This window comes from Paracraurococcus ruber, from assembly GCF_004353985.1.
In the GTDB taxonomy this organism is placed as follows: Bacteria; Pseudomonadota; Alphaproteobacteria; order Acetobacterales; family Acetobacteraceae; genus Paracraurococcus; species Paracraurococcus ruber.
This window is the reverse complement of sequence record NZ_SMOA01000163.1, coordinates 1-12,964: the sequence shown is the minus strand read 5'-3', so window position 1 is coordinate 12,964 and position 12,964 is coordinate 1. Positions and strand designations below refer to the sequence as shown.

Below are 12,964 nucleotides of genomic sequence, written 5' to 3'. Positions count from 1 at the left end.
CGGGCGCGGCGGCCAGCCGCCAGGCCGGGGCCGCCCGCAGGCGATGCGGAACGCGCCGCCGCCGCTGCGTCCCGGGGGGGCGTCCCGGAGGGCGTCCCGGCGGCGGGCGGGGGCAGGCCTGGCATGGGGGCATGGACCGGGGGGCGGATTCGCGCGCCGCGGCGGGACCGCCGCGGCGCCATCCGCCTTGCCGCCGGTTGCGGGGCCGTGCCGCGCCTTGTCGCCCCGGCGGGGCGGGGGTAGGAAGCGCGGCGCAACTTTTCAATGATCGGCCGCGAAGGACCCCTCATGGCCCGCAAGAAGATCGCCCTCATCGGCGCCGGCAACATCGGCGGTACGCTCGCGCATCTGATCGGGCTGAAGGAGCTCGGCGACGTCGTGCTGTTCGACGTCTTCCCCGGCGTCGCGGCCGGCAAGGCGCTGGACATCATGCAGTCCGGCCCGGTGGACGGGTTCGACAGCGCCATGGCCGGCACGGGCGACTATGCCGCCATCGCCGGCGCCGACGTGGTGATCGTCACCGCCGGCTTCCCGCGCATGCCGGGCATGTCGCGCGACGACCTGCTGACCAAGAATGCCGGCGTGATGGGCCAGGTGGCCGAGGGCATCCGCACCCATTGCCCGGATGCCTTCGTGATCTGCATCACCAACCCGCTCGACGTCATGGTCTGGGCGCTGCAGCAGAAGTCCGGCCTGCCGGCGAACAAGGTGGTCGGCATGGCCGGCGTGCTGGACAGCAGCCGCTTCCGGCTGTTCCTGGCGCAGGAGTTCAACGTCTCGGTCGAGGACGTGACGGCCTTCGTGCTCGGCGGCCATGGCGACACCATGGTGCCGCTGACCCGCTATTCCACCGTCGCCGGCGTTCCCATCCCCGACCTGGTGAAGATGGGCTGGACGACGCAGGAGAAGGTCGACGCCATCGTCAACCGCACGGCGAATGGCGGCGGCGAGATCGTCAAGCTGCTGGAGCGCGGCAGCGCCTTCTACGCGCCGGCGGCCAGCGCCATCGCCATGGCCGAGAGCTACCTGCTGGACAAGAAGCGGGTGCTGCCCTGCGCGGTGATGCTGAACGGCGAATACGGCCAGGACGGCTTCTATGTCGGCGTCCCCGTCGTCATCGGCGGCAATGGCGTGGAGCGGATCGTCGAGGTGCAGTTCACGCCGGAGGAGAAGGCGGCCTTCGACAAGAGCTGCGACGCGGTGAAGAAGCTGATCGAGGACTTCAAGAAGCTCGGCGTCTGAGGCCGGCGGCCGGGGCCCCAAACCCCGGCCTTTTTCTTATCGGCCCGCAGCGGCCGTCCAGCCCACAGGGGTGAACGGATGAACATCCACGAATACCAGGCGAAGGAGCTGCTGCGGCGCTATGGCGTCACGGTGCTCGACGGCCATGTGGCCTGGACGCCGGAGGAGGCCGAGGCGGCGGCGAGGAAGCTGCCCGGGCCGGTCTATGTCGTGAAGTCGCAGATCCATGCCGGCGGCCGCGGCGCCGGCCGCTTCACCGACGACCCGAACGGCAAGGGCGGCGTCCGCGTCGTCAAGTCGGTGGAGGAGGTGAAGGCCGCCGCCGCCGCGATGATCGGCCACACCCTGGTCACCAAGCAGACCGGGCCGCAGGGCAAGCAGGTCTCCCGCGTCTATGTCGAGGATGGCTGCGACATCAAGCGCGAGCTGTATCTCGGCCTGCTGGTGGACCGCGCCACCTCGCGCCTCACCGTCATGGCCTCGACCGAGGGCGGCATGGAGATCGAGGAGGTGGCCGAGAGCCACCCCGAGAAGATCCTGAAGGTCGCGGTGGACCCGGCCGCCGGCATCTCCGGCTTCCATTGCCGCAAGCTGGCCTTCGGCCTCGGCCTCACCGGCAAGCAGGTGGGCGCCTTCACGAAGTTCGTCACCGCGCTCTACGGCGCCGTGCTCGAGCTCGACTGCGCGATCGTCGAGATCAACCCGCTGGTCGTCACCGGCGCCGGCGACATCGTCGCGCTCGACGCCAAGGTGTCCTTCGACGACAACGCGCTGTTCCGCCACAAGGACCTCGAGGCGCTGCGCGACGACAGCGAGATGGACCCGAAGGAGCTGGACGCGGTCAAGAACGACCTGAACTACGTCGCGCTCGACGGCGAGATCGGCTGCATGGTGAACGGCGCCGGCCTGGCGATGGCGACGATGGACATCATCAAGCTCTACGGCTCCTCGCCGGCGAACTTCCTCGATGTCGGCGGCACCGCGACGGCGGACCGGGTGACGGAGGCGTTCCGGATCATCACCAGCGACCAGAACGTCAAGGCGATCCTGGTCAACATCTTCGGTGGCATCGCCAAGTGCGACATGATCGCCACCGGCGTGGTGCAGGCCGCGAAGAACCTCACCCTCAAGGTGCCGCTCGTCGTCCGGCTCGAGGGGACGAATGTCGCGCTGGGCAAGCAGATCCTGGCCGAGAGCGGGCTGGCCATCATCCCGGCCGACAACCTGGCCGATGCCGCCGAGAAGGTGGTCAAGGCGGTCAATGAAGCGCGCGCCTCCGGCGCGACGAAGCAGGGAGCCGCCTGAGCCATGGCCATCCTCGTCGACGCGAACACCAGGGTCATGACCCAGGGCTTCACCGGCGCCCAGGGCACCTTCCATGCCGAGCAGGGCATCGCCTACGGGTCGAAATACGTGGGCGGCGTCACGCCGGGCAAGGGCGGCAGCACGCATATCGGCCTGCCGGTCTTCGACACGGTGGCGGAATGCGTCGAGAAGACCGGCGCCACGGCCAGCGTGATCTATGTCCCGCCGCCCTTCGCGGCGGATGCGATCCTGGAGGCGATCGACGCCGAGCTTCCCCTCATCATCTGCATCACCGAGGGCATCCCGGTGCTGGACATGGTGAAGGTGAAGCGGGCGCTCGGCGGCTCCAAGTCGCGCCTGATCGGGCCGAACTGCCCGGGCGTGATCACGCCGGATGCCTGCAAGATCGGCATCATGCCGGGGCACATCCATCGCCGCGGCTCGGTCGGCATCGTCTCCCGCTCCGGGACGCTCACCTATGAGGCGGTGGCGCAGACCACCGCGGCCGGCCTCGGCCAGTCCACCTGCGTCGGCATCGGCGGCGACCCGGTGAAGGGCACCGACTTCGTCGAGGTGCTGGAGATGTTCCTGGCCGACCCCGAGACGAAGTCGCTGATCATGATCGGCGAGATCGGCGGCCAGTCGGAGATCGAGGCGGCGGAGTTCCTGGCGCGGGAGAACAAGGGCGCCAAGGCGAAGCCGGTGGTCGGCTTCATCGCCGGCGCCACCGCCCCGCCGGGCCGCCGGATGGGTCATGCCGGCGCCGTGATCAGCGGCGGCAAGGACACGGCCGAGGCGAAGATGGACGCCATGCGGGCGGCCGGCATCCATGTGGCGGACAGCCCAGCGGCGCTGGGCAGCACCATGGTGAAGGCGCTGAAGGGCTGAGCGAGCGCCGCGTTCACGAACGGGTCCGATCCCGCCGGCCATGATGGTCCGGGCAGCCCTGCGGGCATGACCCGGATCAAGGCCGGGCCTGCCGCATCGCTGCCATAGGGACTATGTATGCAGCCGCTGCCCGGGCATGGACCGGGCAGCGGCTGCCCATATGCAGACCACCAGTTGCAAGGACGCCGGCCCGCAGGGGCCGGCACGGAGAAGACCATGGCCGGAGTGGACATCCTCGCCAGCGTGATGACCGGCGCCAACGCCGCCTTCCTCGCCGACCTCTATGCGCGCTGGGTGGAGAAGCCGGAAAGCGTCGACCCGTCCTTCGCCGAGCTGTTCGAGGCGCTGGGCGACGAGGCCCGCGCGGTGCTGACCGACGCCACCGGCGCATCCTGGGCGCCCCGCCCGCGCGGCGGCTTCGCGCCGGAGCCGGAGGCGCCGCCCGCCCCGCAAGGGGGCAAGGCGGGCGCGAAGGGCGACAAGCCGGCCGCCCCCGCCGCGCTGGACCCGGCGGCCATCCGCGCCGCGCAGCTCGATTCCATCCGGGCGCTGATGCTGATCCGCAGCTACCGCGTTCGCGGCCATCTGGAAGCGCAGCTCGACCCGCTCGGCCTGCAGCGGCCGAAGCGGCACCAGGAGCTGGACCCGGCGACCTATGGCTTCACCGAGGCCGACTGGGACCGCCCGATCTTCATCAACGGCGTGCTGGGCCTCGACACCGCCACCATCCGCCAGATCATGGAGGTCTGCCGGGCCACCTATTGCGGCCCGATCGGCGTCGAGTTCATGCATATCCAGGACCCGGACCAGAAATTCTGGATCCAGAGCCGGATGGAAGGCGCCCCCTGGACCACCGCCTTCGACAAGGCCGGCAAGCGACAGATCCTGGAGCACCTGACGGAGGCCGAGGGCTTCGAGGCCTTCTGCGCGAAGAAATACGTCTCCACCAAGCGGTTCGGGCTGGAAGGCGGCGAGAGCACCATCCCCGCGGTGCAGGAGGTGATCGAGACCGCGGCCAAGGCCGGCGTCACCGAGATCTCGATCGGCATGGCGCATCGCGGCCGGCTGAACGTGCTGGTGAACGTGGTGAAGAAGCCCTTCACCCAGGTCTTCTCGGAGTTCAAGGGCGTCGGCGCCAACCCGGACGACGTCCAGGGCTCGGGCGACGTGAAGTACCACCTCGGCACCTCGACCGATCTCGAGATCGGCGGGCATACCGTGCACCTGTCGCTGCAGCCCAACCCGTCGCACCTGGAAGCGGTGGACCCGGTGGTGGCCGGCAAGGTGCGCGCGCGGCAGGACATGGCGGGGGACACCCGGACCCGCCGGTCCGTCATGGGCATCCTGCTGCATGGCGACGCCGCCTTCGCCGGCCAGGGCCTGGTCTACGAGACCATGGCGATGAGCCAGCTGATCGGCTACCGCACCGGCGGCACGATCCACATCGTCACCAACAACCAGATCGGCTTCACCACCGTCCCGGCGCATGCCTATTCCGGGCTGTACTGCACGGACATCGCCAAGGCGGTGCAGGCGCCGATCTGGCACGTGAACGGGGACAACCCGGAAGCGGTAGTGTTCGTCTCCCGCCTCGCGGCCGAGTTCCGGCAGCAATTCGCGGTGGACGTGGTGGTGGACATCGTCTGCTACCGCCGCCACGGCCACAACGAGAGCGACGAGCCGGCCTTCACCCAGCCGATCATGTATGGCCGCATCCGGGAGATGAAGACCACCCGGACGACCTATGCCGACCGGCTGGCGGCCGAGGGCAGCGTGACGGCCGAGGAGTCGAAATCCATCCTCGACGCCTTCAACCAGACGCTGGAGGAGGCGCACCAGGCCGCCCAGACCTTCAAGCCGAACAAGGCGGACTGGCTGGAAGGCCACTGGTCCGGCCTGAAGGCGGTGACGGTGGGCGACGAGGTGGAGCAGCTTCACCCCACCGCGGTCCCGCTGGAGACGCTGCGGGAAGTGGGCGCGGCGCTGGCCCGCGTGCCGGACGGCTTCAACGCCAACAGCAAGATCGTCCGGCAGCTGGACGCCAAGCGCCAGGCGATCGAGACCGGCGAGGGCATCGACTGGGCGACCGGCGAGGCGCTGGGTTTCGGCACGCTGCTGCTGGAAGGCCACCGCGTGCGCCTGTCGGGCGAGGATGTGCAGCGCGGCACCTTCAGCCACCGCCATGCGGTGCTGGTGGACCAGAACACCCAGGCCGAATACGTGCCGCTGAACAACATCCGCGACGGCCAGCCGCGCTTCGAGGCCTTCAACAGCCTGCTGAGCGAGTTCGGCGTGCTGGGCTTCGAATACGGCTATTCGCTCGCCGACCCGCACACCCTAGTGCTGTGGGAGGCGCAGTTCGGCGACTTCGCCAATGGCGCGCAGGTGATCATCGACCAGTTCCTGGCCAGCGGCGAGACCAAGTGGCTGCGCATGAGCGGCCTGGTGATGCTGCTGCCGCATGGCTACGAAGGCCAGGGGCCGGAGCACAGCTCGGCCCGGCTGGAACGCTACCTGCAGCTCTGCGCCGAGCGGAACATGCGGGTCTGCAACCTGACCACCCCCGCCAACTACTTCCATGCGCTGCGGCGGCAGCTGAAGGCGAATTACCGCAAGCCGCTGGTGCAGATGACGCCGAAGTCGCTGCTGCGGCACAAGCTGGCGGTGAGCAGCCTGTCCGATTTCGGCCCCGGCAGCGCGTTCCGGTACGTGATCCCGGAGATCGACGCGATCGCGCCGGAGGAGGAGGTGAAGCGCGTCGTGCTCTGCACCGGCAAGGTCTATTACGACCTGCTGCAGGAACGCCGCGACAAGGGCGTGAAGGACGTGGCGATCATCCGGGTGGAGCAGCTCTATCCCTTCCCGGTGCAGAGCCTGTCGCGCGCCCTGGCGCCGTACCGGAACGCCGAGGTGCTGTGGTGCCAGGAGGAGCCCGAGAACATGGGCGCCTGGACCTTCATCGACCGGCGGCTGGAAAAGGTCCTGCGGACCCTCGATATCAAGGCGAAGCGCCCGGACTATGTCGGGCGGAAGGAAGCGGCGAGCCCGGCCACCGGCCTCGCCAAGGTGCACAGCCAGGAACAGGAAACCCTGGTGCGGGAGGCGCTCGGGCTCCAGTGATGCGCCCCGCGCGTCACCGGACCACCCGGGCGGCCCCGTCAGGAAGGCGATAGGACGATGGCGACCGATATTCTCGTGCCCACCCTGGGCGAAAGCGTCAGCACCGCGACCGTGGCGCGCTGGCTGAAGAAGGCCGGCGAGGCCGTGAAGGCCGACGAGCCGCTGGTGGAGCTCGAGACCGACAAGGTGACGGTGGAGGTGAATGCCCCCGCCGCCGGCGTCATCGAGAGCATCACCGCCGACGAGGGCGCCGAGGTGGAGCCGGGCGCCGTGCTGGGCGTGATCGCCGCCGGCGCCGCGGCCGCCGCGCCCGCGCCCGTCAAGCCGCACAAGCCGGAACCGGTCGCCGCCGCCCCGGCGCAGCCGAAGGTGGAGACGCCGCGCCAGCCCCAGGGCCCTGTCGCGGTGCCCGGCGCGCATGCGCCGATGCCGTCGGCCGCCAAGCTGATGGCGGAGAACAATGTCAGCGCCGAGCAGATCGGCGCCGGCAGCGCCAAGGATGGCCGGATCGCCAAGGGCGACGTGCTGGAATTCCTCAGCCGCCCCGCCGCGGCGGCGGCCCCGGCCGCGGCCAAGCCCGCCGCCCAGCGCGGGCTGGAGGAGGGCGAGGAGCGGGTGAAGATGACGCGGCTGCGCGTCACCATCGCCCGCCGGCTGAAGGAGGCGCAGAACAACGCCGCCATGCTGACCACCTTCAACGAGGTGGACATGGGCGCGGCGATGGCGCTGCGCAGCGAATACCGCGACGTGTTCGAGAAGCGGCACGGCGTCCGGCTCGGCTTCATGTCCTTCTTCGTGAAGGCCTGCGTCGCCGCCCTGAAGGAGTTCCCGGCGGTGAACGCCGAGATCGAGGGCGACCAGATCATCTACAAGCACTTCGTGCACATGGGCATCGCGGTGGGCGGGCCGAACGGCCTGGTGGTGCCGGTGCTGCGCAATGCCGACCGCATGGGCTTCGCCGAGATCGAGAAGACGATCGGCGGCTTCGGCAAGCGCGCCCGCGACGGCCAGCTGAAGCTGGAGGAGCTGGCGGGCGGCAGCTTCACCATCACCAATGGCGGCATCTACGGGTCGCTGATGTCGACGCCCATCCTGAACCCGCCGCAGTCCGGCATCCTGGGGATGCACAAGATCCAGGACCGGCCGATGGTCGTCGGCGGCAAGATCGAGATCCGGCCGATGATGTACATCGCGCTGTCCTACGACCACCGCATCGTCGACGGGAAGGAAGCGGTCAGCTTCCTGGTGCGGGTGAAGGAAAGCGTCGAGGACCCGCGCCGGCTGATGCTGGACATCTGACCGCGGGGCGGGCCGGCGCGCCCGCCCGTTGCATTTCGGCGCCAACCCAGCCGCCTTCTGCTATCATCGACGGGAAGCGGGGACGGCCCCTGGGCCGTACCCCGTGCGCCCAATGCGGCGCGCCACCCGCCCGGGAGAAAGAGTCATATGCGTTCGTTTGACGGCCAGTTTTCCGACAACCGCCCGCTGAAGCGGACGCGGGAGGAGAAGGTCCGCCTGCTGGCGGAGCTGAAGGAGACGATCCGTACCCTGAAGCCGCAATCCTCGCCGGAACTGCGCGCCTCCATCATCGGCCGGATCCGGGAGCTGGAGGCGGACCTGGCCGCGCCGCCGCCGCCGCCGCGCGAACGCCGGGTGCCGTCGCACCAGCAAGACCAGTTCGGCAGCGGCCCGCGCGGGCCGCGGCGGACAAGGCCGCCGCGGGAGGGGTAGGCGGGCCGGTGGCAATGTCCGGCACCTGCCACCTCGTTTCCTGCGTCGGAATGAAACTGCACCGGGCGGCCCCGGCCCGCGACCTTTATGTCTCGCCCTGGTTTCGGATGGCCCGTCGCTATGCCGAAACGCGGGGCGACATCTGGTTCATCCTGTCGGCGGAGCATGGCCTAGTCCATCCGGACAAGGTCCTGGATCCCTACGACAGGACCCTGCTCACCATGCCGGTCGGGGCGCGGCGGGCCTGGGCCACCCTGGTCGAGGCGCAGATGCGAGACGTCCTGCCTGCCTGCATTCCCGTGATCGTCGTGCTGGCGGGGGCGCGCTACCGGGAGTTTCTCGGCGAGCCGCTATCGCGGCATGCCGACCGTGTCGAGGTACCAATGCAAGGGTTGGGCATCGGCAAGCAACTCGGCTGGCTCAAGCATGCCCTCGCCGGCTGACCTTGAACGGTTCTACCACCTGCTGCACCGGCTTGCGCAGCGGTCCGGTGGCCCGTTCACGCTGGCGGACGGCCAGGGTCCGGCGATCTGGCCCACTCGGGGGGTATACTTCTTCTTCGATCCGGATGAGAGACGCGGCGCCTCGGCGTCACCCAGGGTCGTGCGGATCGGGACCCACGCCATCACCGCGACCTCGAAATCCACACTGCGCCAGCGGCTCGGCCAGCATAGGGGCCGCGTCGGTACTGGCGGCGGCGATCACCGTGGATCGGTGTTCCGGCTGCTGGTGGGGGCCGCGCTCCAAGCGTCTGGCACCGTCGGGCCGGTGCGGAGCTGGGGCATCGGCCAGAGTGCAGCCGATGCCGCCCAACGGACCGGCACGCCCGTGGCTGCGCTGCTCGCCGAGGAACAACCGATCGAACTGGTCGTCAGCGACTGCATCCGGCGAATGCCATTCCTGCTTTTGCCTGTGGACGATCCGCCAGGACCTGCGAGCGACCGCGCCAGCATCGAGCGTAACTGCATCGCCTTGCTGTCGTCACCGGTCGCCCTGGCTGCCGACCCCGCCTCGGCCGGCTGGCTGGGACGCCATTCCGATCGCCCGGCCATTCCCGCATCCGGCCTCTGGAACAACCGCCACGCCTTCGCTGCCTTCGATCCGGAGGCCCTTGCCCAGTTCGAGATCTGGGTGGAACGCTGCCCATCGCTTTTGGACAAGATCGCGGCAGGAGCCGAGCTCGGCTCCAGACCGCCCGCGACCGGCTACGCGACAGGGGGAAACAGCATGCGCCTGAAGGACAAGACGGCACTGATCATCGGCGCGGGGCAGAGCCCGGGGGAGACCCTCGGCAATGGCCGCGCCACCGCCCTCCGCTTCGCCCAGGAAGGCGCCCGCGTGCTCTGCGCCGACCGCGACCTCGCCTCGGCCGAGGACACCGCCCGGCAGGCCGGGAACGGCGCCGCCGCCTTCCGCGCCGATGTGCTGGACGAGGCCGCGCTGGAAGCCGCGGTGGCGGAGGCGGTGCGGCTCTGGGGCCGGCTGGACATCCTGCACTACAATGTCGGCGTCTCGATCGCCGGCGGCGATGCCCCGCCCACCGAGATCACCGCCGAGGCCTTCGACCGCGTTACCGCCATCAACCTGCGCGGCTTCGTCCTGGCGGTGAAGCATGCGCTGCCGGTGATGCGCCGGCAGCAGGGCGGGGTGATCCTGTCCATCTCCTCCGCCGCGGCGGTCGAGAGCTACCCCTATGTCGCCTACAAGACGACCAAGGCGGCGATGCTGGCCTTCACCGAGCAGGTGGCGATCCAGAATGCCGGGCATGGGATCCGCTGCAACACCATCCTGCCCGGGCTGATGGACACGCCCATGGCGGTGGACACCCGCGTCCGCCACACCGGCAAGACCCGGGCCGAGGTCGCGGCGGAGCGCGATGCCAAGGTGCCGCTGCGCCGCCGCATGGGCACCGCCTGGGACGTGGCGAATGCCGCGCTGTTCCTGGCCAGCGACGAGGCCGGCTTCATCACCGGCGTGGCCCTGCCGGTGGATGGCGGCCGCCTGGTCCAGATCGGCTGAACCCGAGGCCTCCAGGGGCCTTGGGCGGGGGCGAGGGGGGCAGCACGCCCCCCGGGGTCAGGTGATGCCCACGACCCGATAGGAATACTCGACCCCATCCGGCTCCCGGATGGTGACGTATTCCCCCGGCCTGAGCTGCCCGGCATGGCTGATCATCGCCTGGGGCGGCGATTCGCCGGCCGCACCCAGGCGGATGGCCCAGCTTTCGGTATCCGTGTCGTACAGGATGTCGCCTTCCTGGGACGGGGCGCCGGGCCAGATGCGGCGGGCCGGCCAGGGGCTGCTGGCATCCTGCCGCGCCTGCACGTCCAGGTGCCCGCCCGGGGTCAGCGCCACCTCGATCTCGTAGCGGCGGTCCGGGCTGCCCGAGGGAAAGCCGGGCCCATTGGCCACCACCAGCGTCACCTTGGGCATGCTGTCCCGTCGCCTCCTTCTCCGGCCATCGTCGCGCCGGGCGGCATGGTTGCCGGCCAGTGTCCCGCGCCGCGGCGGCTCGTCCGGCCGGCCGGCCGGCGTCAGGCCGCCCGCGGCCTCATGGCACGGACTGGCACGGCCTCGAACAACGCCCCGGGTCGGGGCGGGTTCAGATCGCCACCCGCACGCCCAGCTCCACCACCCGGTCGGACGGGATGCGGAAGAACTCCGTCGCCGGCACGGCATTGCGCGACATCAGCGTGAACAGCCATTGCCGCCAGTGCGACATCTTCGGCACCACGGCCGCCACCAGCGTCTCCCGCCCCAGGAAGTAGCTGGCCTGCATCGGCTCGAAGGCCACCCCGTCTTCCCGCAGCGCTTCCAGGTCGCGCGGGATGTTGGGGCTTTCCTGGAAGCCGTAGCGCAGGATCACCCGGTGGATGCCGGCGGCGAGTTCCGAGACTTCCCGCCGCCGGTCGGCGCCGGTCTGCGGCACGTCCTCGTTCAGCACGGTCACGAACAGCACCCGTTCGTGCAGCACCTTGTTGTGCTTCAGGTTGTGCAGCAGCGCGCCCGGGACGTAGTCCGCCTGGCCGGTCATGAACACCGCGATGCCGGGGACGCGGATGGTCCGGCTCTGCGGCAGGCGGGCGAGGAAGGATTTCAGCGGCAGGCTGTCCTGCCGGAAGCGGCTGAACAGCAGGTCCCGCCCGCGCTTCCAGGTATGCATCAGCGTGAACAGCGCGGCGCCCAGCACCAGCGGGACATAGCCGCCTTCCGGGATCTTCAGCACGTTCGACAGGAAGAAGGCCAGGTCGATCAGCAGCAGCGGCAGGAAGACCAGCGCCACCAGCGGCGCCGGCCAGCCGAACTGCCGGCGGAAGACCAGGATGGCGAGGCCGCTGGTGCAGACGAAGGTGCCGGTCACCGCGATGCCATAGGCCGCCGCCAGGTTGTCCGAGGTGTGGAAGGACAGCACCAGCACCAGCACGCCGGCCAGCAGGGCGAAATTGATCTGCGGCAGGTAGATCTGGCCTTCCGCCGTTTCGCTGGTGTGGCGCACCACCAGCCGCGGCAGGAAGCCGAGCTGGACGCATTGCCGGGCGATGGAGAAGGCGCCCGAGATCATGGACTGCGACGCGATGATGGTCGCCGCCGTCGCCAGCACCACCAGCGGCAGGCGGAGGAATTCCGGCGCCAGCAGGAAGAAGGGGTTCTCCAGCGCCGCCGGGTCGCCCAGCAGCAGGGCACCCTGGCCCAGGTAGTTCAGCGTCAGCGCCGGCAGGACGAAGCTCATCCAGGCGACCTGGATGGGCTTGCGGCCGAAATGCCCCATGTCGGCATAGAGCGCCTCCGCCCCCGTCACCGCCAGCACCACCGACCCGAAGGCGATGAAGGCCGCCAGGTGGTAGTGCAGGCAGAAGGTCACGGCATGGTGCGGGGAGATGGCGGTCAGCACCTCCGGCTCCTGCACCAGTTCGATGAAGCCGAGCAGGCCGAGCGTGCCGAACCACAGCGCCATCACCGGCCCGAAGATCGCGCCCATGCTGCCGGTGCCGCGGAACTGCACGAGGAAGAGCGCGACCAGGATGACGACGGAGCCGGGGATGATCAGCGGCTCGAACACCGGGGACGCGACCTTCAGCCCTTCCATCGCCGACAGGACGGAGATGGCCGGGGTGATGACGCCGTCGCCGAAGAACAGGCAGGCGCCGGCGATGCCCAGCAGCATGACGAACCCGCGGGACCGGTCGCCGCGGGCGACGCGCTGGGCCAGGGCCATCAGCGCGAGGATGCCGCCTTCGCCGCGGTTGTCCGCCCGCAGGATGAAGATGACGTATTTCACCGTCACCGTCAGGATCAGCGACCAGATGATGAGGGAGAGGATGCCGAGCACCTCCCACCGCTCGATCCCGTCGGCCGAGAAATGCAGCAGCGCGGCGCGGAAGGCATAGAGCGGGCTGGTGCCGATATCCCCGTAGACCACCCCGAGCACGCCGAGGAGGAGGGGCAGGGTGACGGCCCGCGGCCGGGCGGCGTCGGTGGGGGCGGTCAAGCGGACGCTCCGCGGGGGGGAGGACGGCCGGAAGGCTTAGGCCCCGGCCCCGTCGCTTGCAAGGCTGGCGGGATGGGCCTTTCGGCCGGCCCCGCCCGGCCCGGGATGCGCGGAAGGTGGCGGTGACGGTGGCGAGAGCGGGGGCGCGGCCCGCCGCGCCGGCGCCGGGCCGCCGCGGCGGGCGGCCCC

At 70.1% G+C, this 12,964-nt stretch carries 10 protein-coding genes; 8 read left to right on the top strand and 2 right to left on the bottom strand.

Translation table 11 applies throughout. From position 1 onward, the window contains the following. The first annotated feature begins 288 nt into the window (after positions 1-288). The 8 genes from mdh to E2C05_RS21945 all read left to right on the top strand — a co-directional run bounded on the left by mdh (position 289) and on the right by E2C05_RS21945 (position 10,305). Entirely contained in the window at positions 289-1,242 is a 954-nt protein-coding gene (gene mdh, locus E2C05_RS21980) for a malate dehydrogenase (RefSeq protein ID WP_133221793.1), read from the top strand. A 78-nt stretch (positions 1,243-1,320) separates the two neighbouring features. After that, positions 1,321-2,547, top strand: a complete 1,227-nt coding sequence (gene sucC, locus E2C05_RS21975; RefSeq protein WP_133221792.1) for an ADP-forming succinate--CoA ligase subunit beta — start codon at positions 1,321-1,323, stop codon at positions 2,545-2,547. A gap of 3 nt (positions 2,548-2,550) precedes the next feature. Then, positions 2,551-3,435 (top strand): succinate--CoA ligase subunit alpha, encoded by an 885-nt coding sequence (gene sucD / locus E2C05_RS21970; protein WP_133221791.1) that lies wholly within the window; start codon positions 2,551-2,553, stop codon positions 3,433-3,435. A gap of 216 nt (positions 3,436-3,651) precedes the next feature. Then, the gene (locus E2C05_RS21965; RefSeq protein WP_133221790.1) at positions 3,652-6,555 is read left to right on the top strand and encodes a 2-oxoglutarate dehydrogenase E1 component; all 2,904 of its coding nucleotides are present in this window, start codon (positions 3,652-3,654) and stop codon (positions 6,553-6,555) included. 57 nt (positions 6,556-6,612) lie between these two features. Further along, entirely contained in the window at positions 6,613-7,854 is a 1,242-nt protein-coding gene (gene odhB / locus E2C05_RS21960) for a 2-oxoglutarate dehydrogenase complex dihydrolipoyllysine-residue succinyltransferase (protein WP_133221789.1), read from the top strand. 147 nt (positions 7,855-8,001) lie between these two features. Next, positions 8,002-8,286, top strand: a complete 285-nt coding sequence (locus E2C05_RS21955) for a hypothetical protein (RefSeq protein WP_133221788.1) — start codon at positions 8,002-8,004, stop codon at positions 8,284-8,286. A 14-nt stretch (positions 8,287-8,300) separates the two neighbouring features. After that, positions 8,301-8,729, top strand: a complete 429-nt coding sequence (locus tag E2C05_RS21950) for a DUF6884 domain-containing protein (RefSeq protein ID WP_133221787.1) — start codon at positions 8,301-8,303, stop codon at positions 8,727-8,729. A 448-nt stretch (positions 8,730-9,177) separates the two neighbouring features. Beyond that, a complete protein-coding gene (locus E2C05_RS21945) occupies positions 9,178-10,305 on the top strand; it encodes an SDR family NAD(P)-dependent oxidoreductase (protein ID WP_205082963.1) in 1,128 nt (375 codons plus the stop codon). Between the two features lie 57 nt (positions 10,306-10,362). On the opposite strand, the gene E2C05_RS21940 is transcribed toward E2C05_RS21945, so the two are convergent. Both E2C05_RS21940 and E2C05_RS21935 read right to left on the bottom strand, forming a co-directional pair. Beyond that, on the bottom strand, positions 10,363-10,719 hold the full coding sequence (locus E2C05_RS21940) for a hypothetical protein (RefSeq protein WP_133221786.1): 357 nt from the start codon (positions 10,717-10,719) through the stop codon (positions 10,363-10,365). Positions 10,720-10,888: 169 nt separating this feature from the next. Further along, positions 10,889-12,775 carry a potassium transporter Kup gene (locus E2C05_RS21935; protein WP_200305965.1) on the bottom strand — a complete coding sequence of 629 codons (1,887 nt, stop codon included), beginning with the start codon at positions 12,773-12,775 and terminating at the stop codon, positions 10,889-10,891. Positions 12,776-12,964 lie beyond the last annotated feature (189 nt).

Excerpts from the sequence above, each read along its gene's own strand:
- odhB (WP_133221789.1), top strand. The coding sequence starts at position 6,613 with ATGGCGACCGATATTCTCGTGCCCACCCTGGGCGAAAGCGTCAGCACC.
- E2C05_RS21950 (WP_133221787.1), top strand. The coding sequence starts at position 8,301 with ATGTCCGGCACCTGCCACCTCGTTTCCTGCGTCGGAATGAAACTGCAC.
- sucD (WP_133221791.1), top strand. The coding sequence starts at position 2,551 with ATGGCCATCCTCGTCGACGCGAACACCAGGGTCATGACCCAGGGCTTC.
- E2C05_RS21940 (WP_133221786.1), bottom strand. The coding sequence starts at position 10,719 with ATGCCCAAGGTGACGCTGGTGGTGGCCAATGGGCCCGGCTTTCCCTCG.
- E2C05_RS21955 (WP_133221788.1), top strand. The coding sequence starts at position 8,002 with ATGCGTTCGTTTGACGGCCAGTTTTCCGACAACCGCCCGCTGAAGCGG.
- E2C05_RS21945 (WP_205082963.1), top strand. The coding sequence starts at position 9,178 with ATGCCATTCCTGCTTTTGCCTGTGGACGATCCGCCAGGACCTGCGAGC.
- sucC (WP_133221792.1), top strand. The coding sequence starts at position 1,321 with ATGAACATCCACGAATACCAGGCGAAGGAGCTGCTGCGGCGCTATGGC.
- E2C05_RS21965 (WP_133221790.1), top strand. The coding sequence starts at position 3,652 with ATGGCCGGAGTGGACATCCTCGCCAGCGTGATGACCGGCGCCAACGCC.
- mdh (WP_133221793.1), top strand. The coding sequence starts at position 289 with ATGGCCCGCAAGAAGATCGCCCTCATCGGCGCCGGCAACATCGGCGGT.